Source organism: Lachnoclostridium phytofermentans ISDg (assembly GCF_000018685.1).
In the GTDB taxonomy this organism is placed as follows: domain Bacteria; phylum Bacillota; class Clostridia; order Lachnospirales; family Lachnospiraceae; genus Lachnoclostridium; species Lachnoclostridium phytofermentans.
On record NC_010001.1, the window covers coordinates 4,813,163 to 4,832,849 of the forward strand.

Sequence of the window (19,687 nt, forward strand, 5' to 3'; positions counted from 1 at the left end):
CCACTCCTCTTTTCTATCCATTGATTCCGTATTTCTCATTCTAATAACACCTAGTCAAATAAGAAGTGAAATGCATTTTATTTCACAATAACTTACCGATATTATAGCGTACAAAACTTTAAAACACAAGAAAAAGCCCCATCAAGCAGTCTAATGTATGGACAGTACTAATTGACGAATAATAAGATAACAAGTATAATTAATTTTAGGTTGACACACCTTAATCGGTTTAGAAAGGTAGGAGTAACATGCGACTTCGAAATATTCCCGGCTCAAGAGAATATATAGCACAAAATGACTATGTCGTTCATGATCCGGAACAAAAGAAAGGTAAATGGCACGAAGTATTTGGTAATAACAATCCCATACACATTGAAATAGGCATGGGAAAGGGTCAATTTATCACTTCTCTAGCAATGCAAAATCCTAATATAAATTATATAGGCATAGAAAAATACTCTAGCGTATTACTACGTGCCATCGAAAAAAGAGAGGAATATGAAGGGGATAATCTTTATTTTCTTCGTTTTGACGCAGAATCTATCACTGATATTTTTGCTCCTTCTGAAGTAGATCGAATCTACTTAAACTTCTCTGATCCATGGCCAAAAGATCGCCACTCAAAAAGAAGATTAACTTCTAGCGAGTTCCTAGCACGCTATGATCAGTTCTTAGTAAAGGATGGCTATGTAGCCTTTAAAACGGATAATAGAGACTTATTCGACTTTTCACTCGAACAAGTAACTCTATCCGGATGGCAATTGCGAGATGTAACTTTTGATTTACATCATAGTGAGTATGTGGAGGGTAACATCATGACGGAATATGAAGAACGTTTTTCCTCTATGGGAAATCCTATTCATCGCTTAGTTGCCTTTCGAGAGAAAGAATAATTGGATATTTTTCTAATTACCGTAATATGATTATAAAAAAAGCATAGCTGGTGTATTATGAAAAATTCTCCAAAAACTAGGTTGTCACATACCCTTATGTCCAATCAAAACCTTAACAAGAGAGCATTAGACTTAAAAAGTTCTTGGGATGCTGTAGATGGTTTGCTGAAAAATTCCAACCTCCTAAAGAAGAAGGTTGGTACTACAGATAACAAGCCTGCAGATAACAAACCAAATACCGCAGGGAACAAACCAAATACCGCAGGGAACAAACCGAATAATGCGGGGAACAGACCGAATAATTCTGGAAACAGACCGAATAATTCTGGAAATAAGCCAAATGCTTCGGGTAATAAACCTTCCAAATAGTAATCCTAGCTAAACAGGTTAAAACTCTTTGAATAAGGGTAAAATACCAAAAGGTGAATGATACCTGATTTGATAACAAGTGACAAAGGAACTATTAAATTATCTATACCATACAACGGAGGTACTAATATGGCACTAATATTTACTGATGAAAATTTTGAAAAAGAAGTAATTCAATCCGATTTACCAGTTTTGGTAGATTTCTATGCAGATTGGTGCGGACCATGTAAAATGATGGCACCAATCATCGAAGAATTACATGACCAGTATGAAGGTAAAATAAAGATTGGCAAACTTAACGTAGATAATTCTCCAGAAACAGCAGCAGCATTTCGCGTTATGTCAATTCCAACTTTAATCTTCTTTAAGAATGGAAAAGCAATTGAAACAATGGTAGGCGTTGTTGCAAAACAAAAATTAGAGGATATGTTAAATGCATAAGAAAAATCCTGTTCCTAGCACTCTTTGCTAGGAACAGGATTTTTTTATCGTATTTCTATATTGCGTTTCTTTAAACGTCCCGTAATAAACATACCTGCTAGATAAGCAATCACTGCAACGAAAGGAACTCCTAAAAACATTCCTATTACACCGCCGTAAGCACCTCCGACTGTAATACCAAAAATAACCCATAAAGGAGTTAGCCCAGTTGAATCACCAAGAATCTTAGGTCCTAAAATCCAGCCATCAAACTGCTGTAGGCCAAGTATCATAATCGCAAAGACTAATGCTTGAATAGGACTGATAAATAAAAATAAAAGTATTCCTGGTACCGCTCCGATAAATGGTCCAAAGTAAGGAATCATATTCGTAACTCCTACAATAACGCTGATTAAGATCGCATATGGCAGTCTAAGGATTGACATTAATATAAAGCAAAGAATACCAATAATGGTGGAATCAATCGTCTTTCCAACAATAAAACCTGTAAAGATTGATCCACATTCCCTTGTTACATCAAGGAAGGAATCTGCTTTCTTTTTCGGAATAAATGCATAGATTATACGTGCTGCATTTTTTGATAACATCCTTTTATCATATAGCATATAAATAGAGATCGCAATTGATAATAAAATATTAATCGCTGTCTTCGCAATTGAAATTGAGACATTTAATATCTTTGGTAATACATTTTTAACAAAGTCTGTTCCAAAAGAAAGTAATTGTGGTAAAGATGCTTCAATTTTATCTTGTATATATCCCGTATCAAGTATTGGAAACTTTTCACCAATATCATTTAACCAGGTTTCACCCTTTTTATATAAAGCATCGCTATTTAAAACTAATTCCGTTATGCTATTTGTAACCTGCGGTATGATATAAGTAAAACTTACTACTATGACTGCAATAATTATAATGTAAGTGGTAGCAATACCTAGAGCCAAACAGACTTTTGGTTTCTTTATATTTAGCATTTTGCCATAAAATCGATCCGCTAACGCTTTCACAATTGGATTTACAATAAAAGCAATAAAGAAAGCAGCGATAAATGGTTGTATCACTACCCCAAAGTTTTTTAGGCCTGTTGAAAAAGAAGGAATATTTTCTAATGCTAACTTAAATATAATAGAAAGTGCAATGACACAAAATGCATATACACTAATGGTAAAATACTTTTTGGTTGGCTCGAATCGGAATTTGTAATCCTTAGGACGCTCTACTATTTCTTTTTCCTGTTCTTCAGACACCTTCTCTTCCTTTAGAACTATTACCTTAATTTTACCGGTCTCTTCATGAACTACAGCTTTTTTCTTCTTGTTTATTCCAGAAAGTTTTAACTTTTTCGCCATTTATTAACCCCTTTTATTTTCTATTTACATTGGAGAGTAACGGGTATAATTTCTATATTTCCTCCCCCTTACTTCCATTGTAATTTTCATACTATATGCATTATATCGGTTTCAAGAACTATAATCAACGGTAATTGTAATTCTTTTGACTTTCAATCGTATTATTAACAAGAATCATTTGACTTAGACGTTACTTTTCATTCCAGTGTGCCACGCAAACATCTATGGAATAATATAACATTTTATTTTTTATAAAAAATGCTTGCTTTTTCTAATACCATCGTATATAATAATTTTTGCGTTCACGAGATAGAACAACTTTTTAAATATGGTTATGCGTCTTTAGCTCAGTTGGTAGAGCACCTGACTCTTAATCAGGGTGTCCAGGGTTCGAGCCCCTGAAGACGCATTAGAAGTCTTCGTTTGGCAGATAATAGCTGCTGGGTGAGGACTTTTTTAATCGATAAGAAAATGCAGAGCATTAAAAAACGCTTTGCATTAAAAGTTGCTCCACATTAAAAATTACTCTGCATTAGAAAAGGCTTTGCATTATTATAAAATAGAGGGGAACATTTTATCTCTTGTCGATATTTATATCGTTTTAAAGGAGTTTCTGTTCTTTTTTAAGAAATTTTAAAAAATTTAAAAAAATACTTGCAATTCTTGTCCACTTCCTATATAATAACTAATTGTTGATACCGAATACGCGTCTTTAGCTCAGTTGGTAGAGCACCTGACTCTTAATCAGGGTGTCCAGGGTTCGAGCCCCTGAAGACGCATCATAAAGTCCTCGTTTGGCGAACGCAAGAGTCGCTGGGTGAGGACTTTTTCTTGTCTAATTCCCTACCGCAGCGGCTTTGTAATTCCCGTTTTCTTTTCTTTTGATATTCCTCCATGCATATGATAAGTACTTGTATTTAAAAAACAAGCTCTCATCACAGAATCGTCTCCGTACCTCTTTCGTATAGAATCTATTGTTTCATCCAATTTACTCAATTTCTCATAGCGATCCCAATCAAATAGGTTATACTGCATCGTACTCTCCTTGGTAATCCTACTTGTGTGCACGCCCATTTGTCTAATTGGCGTCCTTCCATCCCATAGATTCTTAAATAAACGGCAAGCAAAACGGTATACCTCCATCGTCGTATTAGAAGCCGAAAAAAGCATCCCTTGATGAGAGGCCCTCTGAAAAGTATCTGTTGTAACCGAAACAGACACACATTGCCCTTTTACGCCATCCATTCGAAGTCTCGTACATACTGTTTCGCTTAACGATAGCAAAACGAGATTTGCATGCTCCATCGTAACAATATCGTAAGGTGTCGTTACGGAATTGCCATACCCCTTATTTGCTTCTAAAGGAACAAAAAGGGGGGATTCATCGATTCCATGTGAAAACTGGTAAAGTACTTCCCCATACTTCCCAAAATGAGCTTTCAATATTTTTACATCTGTTTGTGCTAGCTCCCCTATCGTCTTAATTCCCAGGTTAAAGAGTTTTTTTTCTGTCGCTCTTCCTACAAAAAATAACTCTCCTACCGGTAACGGCCACATCTTCTTTGGAATCTCCTCTGGAAACATCGTATGCACCAAATTCGGCTTCTTTAACTCCCCTGCCATCTTTGCTAATAATTTGTTCGAAGACACACCAATATTTACCGTAAATTTTAACTCCTCTTCAATCAAATCTTTTAGATTATTTGCAACAATAACAGGTCCCCCATATAACAATTCACTCCCACTCATATCAACAAAAGCTTCATCAATCGAATACTGCTCTACTTTCGGAGAAAACCTGTGTAAAATCTCCATTAATGATTTTGATGCTTTTACATACCTTTGGTAATTTGGTGGAATGATTACTAAATTTGGGCATTTTTGTACTGCTGCCCCTAGAGCTTCACCTGTGTGAATTTTTAGTTTTTTAGCAGAAGTAGATTTCGCTAAAACTATTCCATGCCTATTTTCTTTATCTCCTCCAATTACAGAAGGGATTTCTCGCAAGTCCACGCTTTCCCCTAAAACATGAAGTCGATAAGCAGCCTCCCAGCTAAGAAACGCAGAGTTAACATCAATATGAAAAAAAATCTTTTCCTGCATTGCTACACTGCCACTCAAAATATGGACAAATCTACCCATATCGAGATTATTCCCTGTTCAACGTGTCTGATTTGGTGATTGTTATAATACACTACTCTCATTTGCTATAACACTCCGAGGGCGTAAATTCCCCAAATAGCCTTGGGTACATACTTACAGTAACGTGGTTATGCTATCATGTAAGTTTTTGCTTCTCTAAGATTAATACTAGCTTGATAATCCCTATCAATTACTAGACCACACTCTTTACAAACATAAATTCTGTCAGAAAGTTTTAAGTCTTTTTTGACATTTCCACAACATGAGCAAAGCTTAGAAGATGGATACCATCTATCTACTATTCTAAGTTCAATATCGTTTTGTTTACATTTGTTGGTAAGTTTTATTCTGAACTCATAAAACTTTTGCCCAGCAACTGCTTTTGATAAGTGGCGATTTTTCATCATGCCTTTTACATTCAAATCTTCAATAGTTATTGAACTTGGTTTTTGTCCTACTATTTCAGACACACATTTATTAATGTAATCAGTACGAATGTTCGCTAATCTTTGTTGAAGTCTTTGTACTTTGACTATTTGCTTACGAATATTCTGTCTAGTGGTCTCCCCTTTTCTTATTTTATTTTGTTTTTTAAGACATTCATATTTCCTTGAAAGCCTTACTTGTTCACGTTTTAACTTCTTTTCTAATTTCTTTACTCTTGAAGTCTTATTGATGTTCTTCTTAACTATTTCATTACTAAAAATAGCAAAATCTTTTATTCCTAAATCTAGTCCTAATGGCTCTGTTTTAGGTAAGGAGTTCTTAACTTCTTCTACTTCACAAACAATTGAAATATAATATTTTCCTGCTTGTTCTGTGACCGTACCACTAATGACGTTTGCATTGGCCTTGATATATCCAAATTCCTTAAGCCTAACCCATTTAAGTGTAGGTATATTAATTTTATGACGTTCAATCTTGAAATCGGTTTTATTATTCTTTGGAAAATATAAACCTACTTTAGACTTACCTTTCTTCTTAAAACGTGGAAATTGTGCTTCACCTTTAAAAAACTTCTTATACGCAAATTCTGCATTACAAATAGCTTTTTTTCTAGCTTTACTACCACAATCATTAATCCACTTGCAATCATCTAAAACTTTAATATCATTATTAATGTACTTATCAAAGTCATTGGCTGACATAAAGGCTTTTTTCTTATTAAGCTTACCCTCTTTAAAGTCTTGATAAAGTGATTGGTTCTTAGCAAGATAAGCGTTATAAAGCCATCTGCAAACGCCTAAACATTGATTAATCTTCTGTATCTGCTGGTTCGTTGGTTTTAATTCCACTTTGTATGCTCTTTGCAATCTCTTCATCCTCCTCTATATCCGTAGGCTTTTTTGCTACAAGAATCCCCGCTCTATCCCATCTTTGAAGTGTCTTGACCAATACATTGAGTAGTTCAGGAAATCTTTAGTCTTATATTTGTTATGTGCTTCATATGTTTATCAACTCGTTTAAGTATATTTAAACACTCTTGGACACATTTTCCAACATCTTAGATAGCTAAAGTAGTATTATCTCCTTAAATAACATAACCTTTTAACTTACCATTCGAAACAAAGTCCATTTACCCGAGTCAATATGATAGTGAAGTTCAGCCAAACGAATTTCTCCAAACAGCTCTAAACGACATCCATAAATAAGAATGGTTAGACCGGATGGTTTTATTTGTTTACGGTATGCAATTTCTATAATGTCAGCAGAAACTCTCTCATGTTCTTCATTTTCTAATCGTATGCGTAGTGGCTTAACCTCGCCTAAGGTACTACAAAAGGAAATCATATCAACGGGAATGTTATTTTGCACTTTCCTACACCTCTTTTCAAACAACTAAATGCTACATTCCAAAAAATACTATGGTATAAAATAAACGACCAAGTAAAAGCATACTTCGCGAACTTTTCCTTGTTATAAATAAATTTCTTTCTATAGTTTATGCAAAAATATCGAACGTATGTACGTTTATTATACCAGAACGTATGTTCTGTTGTAAAGTGGTATTCTATAACATTTTTATAGTAGATGCTATGAAATTGATATTGTCTAATAGGAAAATTTCAACATATATTAATGCTTGGGCAAACACCGGATTTATTATAGATAAATAGTAGAGTGAACGAATGAAACTACACTTTAAAAGAAGAGCGAAATTGATGTTAGGTCTATGAAAGCACAAGCCTTCTTTTTATGCTTGCCTATAATTCTAATTTTGGCAACTTTTGTATTGTTAGCAATTGTTTTATATAAATAACTGTATTTACGCATTAATATATATTAAAATATAAGAAAATACAGATACAAAGAAAAATAGTATATATCATTTTTAAGTCTTATGTGAAATTGAAAAAACAAAGAAACTATTTAAAATATCCTAGAGGTATAGGAAAAAGAAAGATATCGAACAATACTTTATATGTATTAGGAAGGAGAACAACTATGTGTGGGCGCTATTATGTAGATGAAGAAAGCAATGAAGAGTTACTTCGTATTATAAGAAATTTAGATCGACGTCTTCAGGGGGAGGGCATGCAGATACCTGACTCAAACGATGAGGGTACACACGTTCCAAGAAAGTTTAAAACTGGTGAAATTTATCCAACCAACACTGCTCCGATTATTGCGAGAAAAGAAGGAAACATCCTGCCTTATGCAATGACTTGGGGATATAAAGGTTTCGAGGGAAATAAAGTAATTATTAATGCACGTTGCGAAAGTGCATCAGAAAAAAGAATGTTTGCAAGCGATCTGGATTCTAGACGTATTGTAGTTCCTGCAAGTGGCTTTTATGAATGGGAGCATAGTGGTACCAAAACCAAATATTATTTTACCTCCAAGCAAGAAAAACCCCTTTATATGGCTGGCTTATCTCATCCCGATGAAGAGGAAGATCGCTTTGTTATTCTCACAACATCAGCAAATGAATCTATGAAAGACATTCATAATCGTATGCCTGTCTTATTAAAAGAAGATGAAATTGAAGGTTGGCTATCCTCCAGAGAAGAAGCAGTTTCTATCATGAAACGCATACCAGAACAATTGCATAGGACTAACACTTCCCCAAAAGAACCACAATTTGAACAACTTAGATTTCCATGGTAATGTTATCATGAAATTCACCATAAAGTGAGTTTATTTTTATTTTTCTTTGTTAGTTGTGTACATTGACAATTTTTTAACATTATTATAAAATGACGTTGAATCAAATAGCTTAATTTTTTTATGTAAGTTTGTTAAATATTTAACAGTGATAAATATACTTTAGATATTAAACTCTGTAATACAAACAAAACATCTTAGGAGGATAAGATTATGACGAAAAAAGTGGAATTACAGACAACTGGATTAGTAGACTCTCTCGAAGCATTAACAGCAAAATTTAGAGAGTTAAAAGAAGCACAAGAGCTCTTTGCTACCTACACTCAAGAGCAAGTAGATAAAATCTTCTTTGCTGCTGCCATGGCTGCCAATCAGCAACGTATTCCGTTAGCAAAGATGGCTGTAGAAGAAACGGGTATGGGTATTGTAGAAGATAAAGTAATTAAGAATCATTATGCTGCAGAGTATATTTACAATGCATACAAAGATACAAAAACATGTGGAGTGGTTGAAGAAGATCCTAGCTTCGGTATCAAAAAAATTGCAGAGCCAATCGGCGTAGTTGCAGCTGTAATCCCAACTACCAATCCTACCTCCACTGCTATCTTTAAAACATTACTTTGTTTAAAGACTCGTAACGCAATCATCATCAGCCCACATCCTCGTGCTAAGAACTGTACCATCGCAGCTGCTAAGGTAGTTTTAGATGCTGCAGTTGCTGCAGGTGCTCCTGCTGGTATAATTGGATGGATTGATGTTCCATCACTTGAATTAACCAATGAAGTTATGAAAAATGCAGACATCATCCTTGCAACTGGTGGACCTGGTATGGTAAAGGCTGCTTATTCTTCTGGTAAACCAGCACTTGGTGTTGGCGCAGGTAATACCCCTGTTATTATGGATGAAAGCTGCGATGTTCGCCTTGCAGTAAGCTCTATTATTCACTCTAAGACATTTGATAACGGTATGATTTGTGCTTCCGAGCAATCCGTAATTATTAGTGATAAGATTTATGAAGCTGCTAAGAAAGAATTCAAGGATCGTGGTTGCCACATCTGCTCCCCAGAAGAGACTCAGAAGCTTCGTGAAACAATCCTAATTAATGGTGCTCTTAACGCTAAAATTGTTGGACAAAGCGCTCATACGATTGCAAAGCTTGCAGGATTTGATGTAGCAGAAGCTGCTAAGATTTTAATTGGTGAAGTAGAATCCGTTGAACTAGAAGAACAATTTGCACACGAGAAACTTTCTCCAGTTCTTGCTATGTACAAATCAAAATCCTTTGATGATGCAGTAAGCAAAGCTGCTCGTCTTGTTGCAGATGGCGGTTATGGCCATACTTCTTCCATCTATATTAATGTAGGTACCGGACAAGAAAAGATTGCAAAGTTTTCTGATGCTATGAAGACTTGCCGTATTCTTGTAAATACACCATCCTCCCATGGTGGTATCGGTGACCTTTATAACTTTAAATTAGCTCCATCTCTTACTCTTGGTTGTGGCTCCTGGGGCGGTAACTCTGTATCAGAAAACGTAGGAGTAAAGCACTTAATCAACATTAAGACAGTTGCTGAGAGGAGAGAAAACATGCTTTGGTTTAGAGCACCTGAGAAAGTATACTTTAAGAAGGGTTGTTTACCAGTAGCCCTCGCAGAATTAAAAGATGTAATGAATAAAAAGAAAGTATTCATTGTAACCGATGCTTTCCTTTATAAAAATGGCTATACAAAATGTGTTACTGATCAGTTAGATGCTATGGGAATTCAGCATACTACTTACTATGATGTTGCTCCAGATCCATCTTTAGCTAGTGCTACAGAAGGTGCAGAAGCGATGAGACTCTTCGAGCCAGACTGTATTATCGCACTCGGTGGTGGTTCTGCAATGGATGCCGGAAAGATTATGTGGGTTATGTATGAACACCCTGAAGTAAACTTCCTTGACCTTGCAATGCGTTTCATGGATATTAGAAAGCGTGTTTACTCCTTCCCTAAGATGGGCGAAAAAGCTTACTTTATCGCAGTTCCAACTTCCTCCGGTACTGGTTCTGAAGTTACACCATTTGCTGTTATTACCGATGAGAGAACTGGCGTAAAATATCCACTTGCAGATTACGAATTACTTCCTAAGATGGCTATTATTGATGCCGATATGATGATGAATCAACCTAAGGGATTAACTTCTGCTTCCGGTATTGATGCCCTTACCCATGCATTAGAGGCATATGCTTCTATCATGGCTACTGACTATACGGATGGTTTAGCATTAAAAGCTATGAAGAATATCTTCGCTTACCTTCCAAGCGCATATGAAAATGGTGCCGCTGATCCGGTTGCAAGAGAAAAGATGGCAGATGCTTCTACCTTAGCTGGTATGGCATTCGCAAATGCATTCTTAGGAATTTGCCACTCCATGGCTCATAAATTAGGTGCATTCCACCACTTACCACACGGTGTAGCAAACGCACTCTTAATCAACGAAGTAATGCGCTTTAACTCCGTTAGCATTCCTACAAAGATGGGTACTTTCTCTCAATACCAATACCCACATGCGTTAGATCGTTATGTAGAATGTGCGAACTTCTTAGGTATTGCCGGAAAGAACGACAATGAGAAATTCGAAAACCTTCTTAAGGCAATTGATGAATTAAAAGAAAAAGTTGGTATCAAGAAATCCATCAAAGAATATGGCGTAGACGAGAAATATTTCTTAGATACTTTAGATGCTATGGTTGAACAGGCTTTCGATGATCAGTGTACTGGTGCTAACCCAAGATATCCATTAATGAAGGAAATCAAGGAAATCTATCTTAAAGTGTACTACGGTAAATAATAAAAGAAAGCAAGAAGGGTCCTTGTCATAATACCTACCCTACAGGATTCACATGATTAAATAACAAAGTGGTTTCGCCCACTTAAGTTCCCAGGTTTTAAGAGTGCTCCCATATTGGGCCGTACGTGAAGCAAGAAAAGGTACGCTTTGCGAACTTTTCCTTATTATGAAAGATAGCATCTTGTGTTATCTTTCTCGCTTCCCCTTATGGGTTCATATAAAAAAAGAAGGAAGAGCCCCCTTTCTCTTCCTTCTTTTATATTTAAATATCTTTATCTTTTATACTGTACATCCTTTTTCTGCTACATTTATTTTTCTCTCGTAATAACTACTTTGTTCTAGATAAAAATCCTCTAGATTCCTATCCTTATCTAATAATTCTTTGATACTAATCGTTCCAAGATTAACTCCTTTTGATAGAATCATTACACGATCACAGAGTTTTTCCATCTCCCATAGCATAGTGCTTGATACTACAATACCTATTCCCTGCTCATGAGAAATTATTTTTAAAAACTCTCTAACCTTTCTAGTAGCAATTGGATTATAATCTTTTGTTGGTTCATCTAGTACAATAAGTTTTGGATTACTAAGAAGAGAGATTCCTATCGAAAGCATAAGTTTCATTTCAGCTGAATAGTTCTTTACTTTCTTGTATAAATCTAGCTGAGAAGAAACTAATATTTTTACTTTTTCTAATTGCTCCTTCCCAATTTTTTTTACTTTTGCAAACCGATATAAGTTCTCTAACCCAGATAAGTGCTCCGATAAGTGGGGTAAATTCCCTAGCACACCGATTTCTTTTATAGCATCTTCATAATTATAATCAAGGTCATATCCTCCTATAATTACGGTACCCTCTTCTTTTTTAAGTAAACCAGTTACCATCTTAATTATTGTGGTCTTTCCATCCCCTTTTTGACCTAGTATACCAAAGATCTCACTGGAATACCCAGTTAGAGAAATACAATTTACCACTTTATGCCCTCTATATTGTTTGGTTAACCCTACAACTTGTAATACAATAGTTTTCTTACTCATTTTACCTCCAAGATACACATGTTTTACATATATAATTGAAACAAACCGAATCATTTTACTAAATATTGGTTATCCATTATTATGTTTAAAGTATAGTCACATGTAGTTTCTTTAACCAAAACATTTTAAAGTTTAATATAACTCAAATAGAGACCATTTTGATATACCCTTAATCTAGGATCTTCTCTCAAAATGGTCTCTAATACTTTATTTATTACACATTATTTTACTTATTACTAATCACTTATTACTAATTACTAGCTACTCATTACTTATCACTTATCACTCATTACTTATCACTCATTACTTATCACTCTTTGCTTATTGCTCTTTGCTCCTTGCTCTTTGCTCTTTGCTCTTTGCTCTTTGCTCTTTGCTCTTTGTCTATTACCTTTATATTATTATTTATTCATATTCTACAACATCTAACCACTTCATTAGCAGATCTTTCTCTTCTGGCTTATCCTTGCTTAACTGAGCTGCTGCTACAATTGGTAACCAAGTCTGAACATAACGTTTCTCAGTCTTGCTTTTTTTACAAAATACATCAAGATAATAATCTGCAAGTCTTTGATCTTCTAGGGCAAACAACAAATAGGTTCTAGCCGTGTCCGCACTTGCATTTCCTTGTGTAGCATGTACCCAGTCAATCACATACATATTATCATTTGATACAATAATATTATTAGGATTGAGATCACCGTGACAGACCTTTACGTGCTTTGGCATACCATCTAATCTGGTTAATAAATCGTATTTTTTAATACTGTCTAGCATTTCAAGGCTATTAATCTGACGAATTAATTTATCTTTTAATTTATTTAACAATGGTGCTCTCTTAGAATGAATTTCAAGTTGAAGGTCAACCATTTTGTTTATGTACTCTTCTTTTTTCTCCGGATTTTCTTTTATTAATTGGCTTAAGGTCTTTCCCTCAATAAAATTCATAGTAATTGACCATTGTCCATTTTCAATTCCAACCTCACTAATACTTGGAATTGCTAGACCAGTTTCTTCTACTCTGGTTGTATTCAATGCCTCATTAAGTACGTCTGTTTTGTTTGTTTCCTTATTGAAAACCTTAATTGCATTATCTCCATCGCGATAAACACTAGCTTTCTGTCCTTTTGAAATTAAGTTTGTAAGCTTCATAATGTTTTCTCCTCTCGTCTAGTCTTTTATAAGTCATACTATACTTCGTATTCTATATAGTTTTGTAACATTTATATAAAATACCATTGATTTATACAATAATTATAGCATATATTGCTAATTTTGTATAGCTTTATCTCATATTAATTTTAAAACTATCCCCGTCTTTACTTACTCACTAAAATTTAGAGCGATCTTTTCCTTCTAAGTATCATACTTCCTTTACTTCAATATTTGTATATACTATAATAAATACAGATACTCATTCTATTATACATAACAGGGAGAATTAAAATGTTAGAAAAGTTAAAAGAAGAAGTTTATCAAGCTAATATGATGTTACCAAAGCACGGATTAATTACATTAACATGGGGAAATGTTTCTGCTCGTGATAAAGAAACAGGATATATTGTAATTAAACCATCCGGAGTTGAGTATACTAATATGAAACTAGAGGACATGGTTGTGGTAGACTTAGAAGGAAATGTAATTGACGGTGCCTTAAATCCTTCTTCTGATACCCCAACTCATATAGAATTATATCAAGCATATCCTGATCTTGGTGGTATTGTTCATACTCATTCTCGCTTTGCAACTATTTTTGCACAAGCAGGAGCTTCCATCCCTGCGCTTGGTACAACCCATGCAGATTATTTTTATGGTTCCATACCATGCACTCGTAAAATGACAAAAAGAGAAATCAAAGGATCCTATGAGAAAGAAACGGGTAGCGTTATCATTGATACCTTCGAAGAACATAACATCAATCCATATCAGGTTCCATCTGTTCTTGTTCATAGTCATGGTCCATTCACCTGGGGAAGCAGTGCTATGAAAGCAGTGGAAAACGCAATTGTTCTAGAGGAAGTAGCCCAGATGGCTTGGCATACTCTACTACTTTATCAAAGTAATCATATGACTACCACCTGCCCTTCCATGCAACAGGATTTACTAGATAAGCACTACCTTCGAAAACATGGTCCAAACTCTTACTATGGTCAAAAACGTTCCGAATAGTTTTTTTGTTGTTTCCATGATTTATAGTATTTTAACTTGCGGCATGCATAAAAATACTTTATAATAACAATATACGGGCCCCCCGTCAAGTCTATCTTGATCGGGGTCTTGTCGTTTATCCAATTCTTGCCTTTACAATAGCTTTGCAATCCCTTTTTAATGGCTTTGCAATCACTTTGCAATTGCATTCAACCGCTTTTTCTCACGATTTGGAGGATTTTATGAAGGTTAATTTAAGAAAATACTTCCGTAGGCTCCTTGCATTTACAGTCACCGTAATAATTACGGTTTCTCCTGCCACAGCCTATGCGGATACCAATACAAACAAAGAAAATGTTCCGTCAACTGTTGATGTTTCTGATTTTACTTGGCCAACCGGGCCAGAAGTATATGCCGACGCTGCTATTGTCATGGAAGCTAGCACCGGTTTAATTTTATACGAGAAAGATATTTATGATAAGCACTATCCTGCAAGTATCACTAAAATTTTAACTACCTTATTAGCAATAGAAAATTGTAATTTAAATGAAACCATGACGATGTCACATGCTGCAGAATGGGACGTTGATTTTAATAGTAGCCGAATTGGTCTTGTGGAAGGTGAATCCTTATCCTTAAAAGATGCTTTATACGCCGTTATGTTGGAATCTGCGAATGAAGTATCTTTTGGTGTTGGCGAGCATGTTGCAAAAGGCTCAATGACTGATTTTACTGCAATGATGAATGCCAGGGCAAAAGAACTTGGATGCGTTAATTCCAATTTCGTTAATCCTAATGGCCTTCATGATGATAACCACTATACTTGTGCCTATGATATGGCTTTAATCAGCCGTGCAGCAATTATGCTACCTGAGTTTCGTACTATTACAGGTACCCGTACTTATACCATTCCGGCTACTAATAAAAATGTAGCACGCCCTTTAGCAAATCATCACCGTTTTATTCGAAAGACTTCAAATTATGATGGTGCTATCGGAGGAAAAACTGGTGGTACTACAGAAGCCAAAACAACATTGGTTACTTATGCAGAACGAAATGGATTAACCTTGATTGCCGTTGTTCTACATGTTGATACCGGTTTACACGCATATGAGGATACTGCGAAAATACTTGATTTTGCATTTGATAATTATGCTTTATATAGAATTGAAGATACAGAAGGTGTTAATAATTCTGCTTTTACATCTTTATTTAAAGATTTTCCTGCCTTTGTTAAGCCAGATCAAAGCCCACTGCGCTTAAGTTCAAATAGTAATGTGGTTTTACCAGTGACAGCAGATTATAAAGATGCTGAAAAAACAATAACTTATACTCCTGTAAAAGAATTTGTTCACGGTAATAATGTCATCGGACAAATCTCTTATTCCTATGCTGGAAAATATGTTGGTTCAACTGATATTTTATACTATAATCAAGAATATCCTTTAACCAAGGCGGAGTTTGATGCACAATGGCCTAATTACTTGATTCCTCCTGAACTTATTTTTAAAGACTCTGAAACGAATGTAACCCTTGGTTCAGAATCTTCTGATAAGGAAGATATACCAGTAACTTCAAAAACCACAAAAGAAAAAGATTCAAAAAAACAGGGTTCTTCCCTAGTAAAACCAGCACTTCTTGGAATTATAGCTACTGTTATAGTTCTTTTGGTTGGATATTATATACTATTTATTGAATTACCTCATAGGAAACGTCGTAGAAGATATCATGAGAATCATAAACGCCGAATGGATTCTATGCACCGAAATTATCGTGAAGATTATATAGAATAAAAGTTAAACTATAAGAGTCTACCTATACTTGACAAACTTACAAAAGGTCAGCACCTTTCTTAGTGCTGACCTTATTATTGACCTTACTCTGCTCTTATTTGACCTTACTCTACTCTTATTTGATCTTACTCTGTTCTTATTGATCTTACTCTGCTCTTATTGATCTTACTCTGTTTTTAATTTATCACTCTCTACTATACCTTGTAATAAGTGGTTGATTTGTTCCAATTTTTTTGTTATACCTTCTATTTCATTATGATAATTATTATTCAATGTTACAATTTGTTCTTCCAGTTCTGATTGATTATTCTTAAGAAGATTCGGTAGTGCTCCTTCCAACATAGAAACAACATGATTAATTTCTTTTAAAGTAGACTGAGTATTTTCGTTCGTATTTAATGCTACTTGACGAGCATTCTCTCTACTATATTGAACCAATGCTCTAATTCCATGACGAAGCAACTTTGTGTTCTCTTCTTGCTCTATTTGTATATTTTTTTCTAAGGTCTCGAGACGAGCTAAAATATCAAGCATAGAAACACTTTCCGCTTCTTCCTCATCCCCTTCTTTGGCTGCTTTATATATTGCTCTTTCTAATCTTTCAAGTTTTGTATAGTTGCGTTTCATTTCAAACATAGCTTGCTCAAACTTATCATCCAAATCACATTGATCAAGTTGATATTTTTGGTAGATATCATGTTCTATTTTATCTACTAGAAAATAAGCGGCAATTAGCATCAAAACAGCGGCAAGCGCTACTGCCAGATAATCCTTATGGAATTCAATTAAGATAAATGCTGCAAAAAAAGCGGCTGCAACAAAGAAGATAATATAAATAACCTTTGATTTCCTGCTCTTCAATCCGTACCCCTCCTGCGCTGTTTTATCAGCTATGTCTCTATTGTAATTTTTGTTCCGATAATATAACATATCAGAAGTTATTTTTCAAACTTCTGTTAAAAGTGCAGTTTTTGCACCGTCAATATGATCATCTGGATTTTTTCGTCCCGACGATATAGTTATCGGATAATTTCTGTGTTTTTATGATATTGGTTTTATATTTTATCTTATATACTACATTTATATCTTTAGATAGTAACACCCCAATTTTCCATCTTTAGAACATCTACGCCCCACTCGCTCCACTAAATTCATAGTACGTATACGCACCCTCCAGAGAATTTTTAAATTATAGATAACATCAAAAATTCAATAACTTTAAAAAAAGCTGTAGGTATCTAACCTACAGCCTATTACGTCCCCAACAGGAATCGAACCTGTAACTAATCCTTAGGAGGGATTTATTATATCCGTTTAACTATGGGGACTTGGATGACACATTATTTATTATATGCAAATTATCAAATAAAGTCAACCATTCCCTGCATCCAAATCGTTCCCTTAAATCTTCTACCTACTTGTGGCTCTCCGAACAAATCCTCTTTATTAATACAAATTTCAAAGGTTAATCCATTGCATTCTAGCTGCATTAAATATAGAATTTCCTTTGTTTCTCCATTCTTTACTTCTCGCCACTCTATAATAGTACCTAAGACAGTGTAATTATCAGACTCTGATCCATATGGAACAAACGAAGTTTCTACGATAGAATAAATATCTTCCTTGTTAACACGTTTAGAAACCATGGCATACAAATCAATATCATCGATTGTTAGACTATCGATTGCTTCTTGGTTTCCTTTTTTAGCTTCTGCAATCAACTGATTACGATATTTTAAATCTGCTGTACTGCTTCTTATCTGATGCTCCGTCTTTACTACGGGAAGTAATATCTTTCCCTCTGCGGCTAATCCAGACAATGTAATGGAACGAAGTCCGATAGAATCTCTTTTCGCTTTTATTGATAAATAATCAATTACATTCTGCAAATAAAAGATAAGGGATACTCCAAGACGATAGTCATCACACATTCCGGTATAAGCATCCGTATCAACTCTTTTACTGATATATACCTCTTCCCTAGTACTAACATTTTGTCCATGGAAATAAGGATAATAATGTTCTACATGGAATTGATCATTCTCATCGTACTCACCGCGAACCGTTATCCCTATTCCATCTGCAAATTCATAAGATAATTCTGCAACTACAGTATCATCTTCAAAACTATATCTATGTTTATCTGTAGCTTGTTCCACTACTTTATGAATTAAGTCTTCCACTTGTATTCTATTATTTAATTTACTAAATCCTATTGCCCTTAAAAAACTATGCATTACTTCACCCAATAACTTTCTTTTTGCTGTATTTCATTCTATGTGAAAACCTCATTTCTTAGTTATATCATATTAATGGAATCTTAGCAACTAGGGAATATAGTAACTATCATTTTGGTATCACTCCTCAATTGTGTCTCGTATAAAAGTTGTTAATTCTTGTGACAAATCTACGATTCTTCCCTTTTTACTTAAATCTAATTCTTTTATACCTAACACTTGTACTACTGGACGAGTTGGCATACGATAGTTTTGCTTTGTTACTATACCAATTTCTTCAGTATTTAAAAGAACATATGTTCCTATTGGATATACTGCTACAACCTCAACAAATGCATTAACAACTTTAAAATCAAATAATACTCCCGCTTTACTCATTATATTATCGATAACATGATGGACTTTGTATTTTAACCTTTGATCACCGTAAACAGCACGATCTAACTCATCACAGACTGCCACAATTTTTGTTTCTAAACTAATCCTATCACTTGTTAGATGCATTGGATAACCACTTCCATCATCTCGCTCATGATGACTTAGAACAATTTCCTTCGCTGTATTTGATAACCAGTCCTCATCTTTTACCATAGTGTACCCTGTTAATACGTGCTTTTTAATCTCCGCTAATTGCTTTTCATCACATTCATCTATTTTAACTTTTCCATAATCAAATGGTAAATAGGAAATCCCTAAATCATGAAGCAAGGACCCTACTGCTATATCTTGTATCTTCTTTTGAGGCAATTTTAGTTTCAAAGCTATTAACACTGCGAGAGTTGATACATTGACGCTATGAGTATATGTAGTATAGTTCTTTTCCCTTATTGTAGAAACATTGTACATTACATTTGGTTGTTCTAATATTTCTTGAATAATATGATTTGCAACATCTACTACGCCAGTTAATTCATTACTTGCACAACATGTATAACGTTCGATTGTATCTTTAATCTGTCCAACACATTCTTCTAATATCTTTTTTTCAATCTGAGCTTCTACAGTACCTTGCACCACATTAACTATTTTTTGTTCTATAACTTCCTCAATAAAAATCCAGCCAATATGTAGCTCTTTTAATTTTTGGATATACTCTTTTTTAATCTTTGCTCCAACTGGAATGATAACAAGGCCGTGGCTTGTTGCAATTTCTTTTGCAACGATTTCACCGCCTATTAAATTATCTACAGATATTCGTTTCAATGAGCTACTCCTCCACTTCTTTATTAACATGATATATAAGCAAGCTATCTTTCTTTTACAAATTCAACACCATAATGCAAACTTATTAATAAAAAGTCTTAGAACGAAGACACTTCTTTCATTCGCTCTAAGAC

The 19,687-nt window shown here is 34.7% G+C and carries 16 protein-coding genes and 3 tRNA genes; 9 read left to right on the forward strand and 10 right to left on the reverse strand.

All coding sequences use genetic code 11. From position 1 onward, the window contains the following. Positions 1-248: 248 nt before the first annotated feature. The 3 genes from trmB (at position 249) to trxA (ending at position 1,703) form a co-directional block, all read left to right on the forward strand. Positions 249-893 (forward strand): tRNA (guanosine(46)-N7)-methyltransferase TrmB, encoded by a 645-nt coding sequence (gene trmB / locus CPHY_RS20260; protein ID WP_012201911.1) that lies wholly within the window; start codon positions 249-251, stop codon positions 891-893. A gap of 57 nt (positions 894-950) precedes the next feature. Next, positions 951-1,262 carry a hypothetical protein gene (locus CPHY_RS20265; protein WP_041703805.1) on the forward strand — a complete coding sequence of 104 codons (312 nt, stop codon included), beginning with the start codon at positions 951-953 and terminating at the stop codon, positions 1,260-1,262. A gap of 129 nt (positions 1,263-1,391) precedes the next feature. Then, positions 1,392-1,703, forward strand: coding sequence for a thioredoxin (gene trxA, locus CPHY_RS20270; RefSeq protein WP_012201913.1), 312 nt, complete (start codon positions 1,392-1,394; stop codon positions 1,701-1,703). 44 nt (positions 1,704-1,747) lie between these two features. Here trxA and CPHY_RS20275 read toward each other — a convergent pair whose 3' ends face one another. Then, positions 1,748-3,052, reverse strand: a complete 1,305-nt coding sequence (locus CPHY_RS20275; RefSeq protein ID WP_012201914.1) for an AI-2E family transporter — start codon at positions 3,050-3,052, stop codon at positions 1,748-1,750. Between the two features lie 336 nt (positions 3,053-3,388). Here CPHY_RS20275 and CPHY_RS20280 point away from each other — a divergent pair. Continuing rightward, positions 3,389-3,461 (forward strand) — tRNA-Lys (locus CPHY_RS20280). 297 nt (positions 3,462-3,758) lie between these two features. Continuing rightward, positions 3,759-3,831: transfer RNA gene (locus CPHY_RS20285), tRNA-Lys, on the forward strand. Positions 3,832-3,895: 64 nt separating this feature from the next. On the opposite strand, the gene CPHY_RS20290 is transcribed toward CPHY_RS20285, so the two are convergent. From CPHY_RS20290 to CPHY_RS20300, 3 genes are all read right to left on the reverse strand, one after another. Next, positions 3,896-5,194 carry a DNA polymerase Y family protein gene (locus CPHY_RS20290; RefSeq protein ID WP_012201915.1) on the reverse strand — a complete coding sequence of 433 codons (1,299 nt, stop codon included), beginning with the start codon at positions 5,192-5,194 and terminating at the stop codon, positions 3,896-3,898. A gap of 128 nt (positions 5,195-5,322) precedes the next feature. Further along, a complete protein-coding gene (locus CPHY_RS20295) occupies positions 5,323-6,516 on the reverse strand; it encodes an RNA-guided endonuclease InsQ/TnpB family protein (protein ID WP_330370861.1) in 1,194 nt (397 codons plus the stop codon). 226 nt (positions 6,517-6,742) lie between these two features. Next, positions 6,743-7,009 carry a hypothetical protein gene (locus CPHY_RS20300; RefSeq protein WP_012201917.1) on the reverse strand — a complete coding sequence of 89 codons (267 nt, stop codon included), beginning with the start codon at positions 7,007-7,009 and terminating at the stop codon, positions 6,743-6,745. 630 nt (positions 7,010-7,639) lie between these two features. Between CPHY_RS20300 and CPHY_RS20305 the strand changes: the two genes are divergently transcribed. Both CPHY_RS20305 and adhE read left to right on the forward strand, forming a co-directional pair. After that, positions 7,640-8,302 (forward strand): SOS response-associated peptidase, encoded by a 663-nt coding sequence (locus CPHY_RS20305; protein ID WP_012201918.1) that lies wholly within the window; start codon positions 7,640-7,642, stop codon positions 8,300-8,302. A gap of 210 nt (positions 8,303-8,512) precedes the next feature. Then, a complete protein-coding gene (gene adhE, locus CPHY_RS20310; protein WP_012201919.1) occupies positions 8,513-11,131 on the forward strand; it encodes a bifunctional acetaldehyde-CoA/alcohol dehydrogenase in 2,619 nt (872 codons plus the stop codon). A gap of 279 nt (positions 11,132-11,410) precedes the next feature. On the opposite strand, the gene CPHY_RS20315 is transcribed toward adhE, so the two are convergent. Both CPHY_RS20315 and CPHY_RS20320 read right to left on the reverse strand, forming a co-directional pair. Beyond that, on the reverse strand, positions 11,411-12,172 hold the full coding sequence (locus CPHY_RS20315) for an ATP-binding cassette domain-containing protein (RefSeq protein ID WP_049762442.1): 762 nt from the start codon (positions 12,170-12,172) through the stop codon (positions 11,411-11,413). 405 nt (positions 12,173-12,577) lie between these two features. Then, positions 12,578-13,324 carry a phosphotransferase gene (locus CPHY_RS20320; RefSeq protein WP_012201921.1) on the reverse strand — a complete coding sequence of 249 codons (747 nt, stop codon included), beginning with the start codon at positions 13,322-13,324 and terminating at the stop codon, positions 12,578-12,580. 294 nt (positions 13,325-13,618) lie between these two features. Between CPHY_RS20320 and CPHY_RS20325 the strand changes: the two genes are divergently transcribed. Further along, on the forward strand, positions 13,619-14,341 hold the full coding sequence (locus CPHY_RS20325) for an L-ribulose-5-phosphate 4-epimerase (protein ID WP_012201922.1): 723 nt from the start codon (positions 13,619-13,621) through the stop codon (positions 14,339-14,341). A 221-nt stretch (positions 14,342-14,562) separates the two neighbouring features. Continuing rightward, a complete protein-coding gene (locus CPHY_RS21095; RefSeq protein ID WP_012201923.1) occupies positions 14,563-16,113 on the forward strand; it encodes a D-alanyl-D-alanine carboxypeptidase family protein in 1,551 nt (516 codons plus the stop codon). Positions 16,114-16,278: 165 nt separating this feature from the next. Here CPHY_RS21095 and CPHY_RS20335 read toward each other — a convergent pair whose 3' ends face one another. From CPHY_RS20335 to CPHY_RS20350, 4 genes are all read right to left on the reverse strand, one after another. After that, entirely contained in the window at positions 16,279-16,974 is a 696-nt protein-coding gene (locus tag CPHY_RS20335) for a hypothetical protein (RefSeq protein ID WP_012201924.1), read from the reverse strand. Between the two features lie 395 nt (positions 16,975-17,369). Beyond that, positions 17,370-17,441: transfer RNA gene (locus CPHY_RS20340), tRNA-Arg, on the reverse strand. Between the two features lie 33 nt (positions 17,442-17,474). Further along, on the reverse strand, positions 17,475-18,350 hold the full coding sequence (locus CPHY_RS20345) for a DUF3881 family protein (RefSeq protein WP_012201925.1): 876 nt from the start codon (positions 18,348-18,350) through the stop codon (positions 17,475-17,477). A 120-nt stretch (positions 18,351-18,470) separates the two neighbouring features. After that, a complete protein-coding gene (locus tag CPHY_RS20350; protein ID WP_012201926.1) occupies positions 18,471-19,553 on the reverse strand; it encodes an HD-GYP domain-containing protein in 1,083 nt (360 codons plus the stop codon). Positions 19,554-19,687 lie beyond the last annotated feature (134 nt).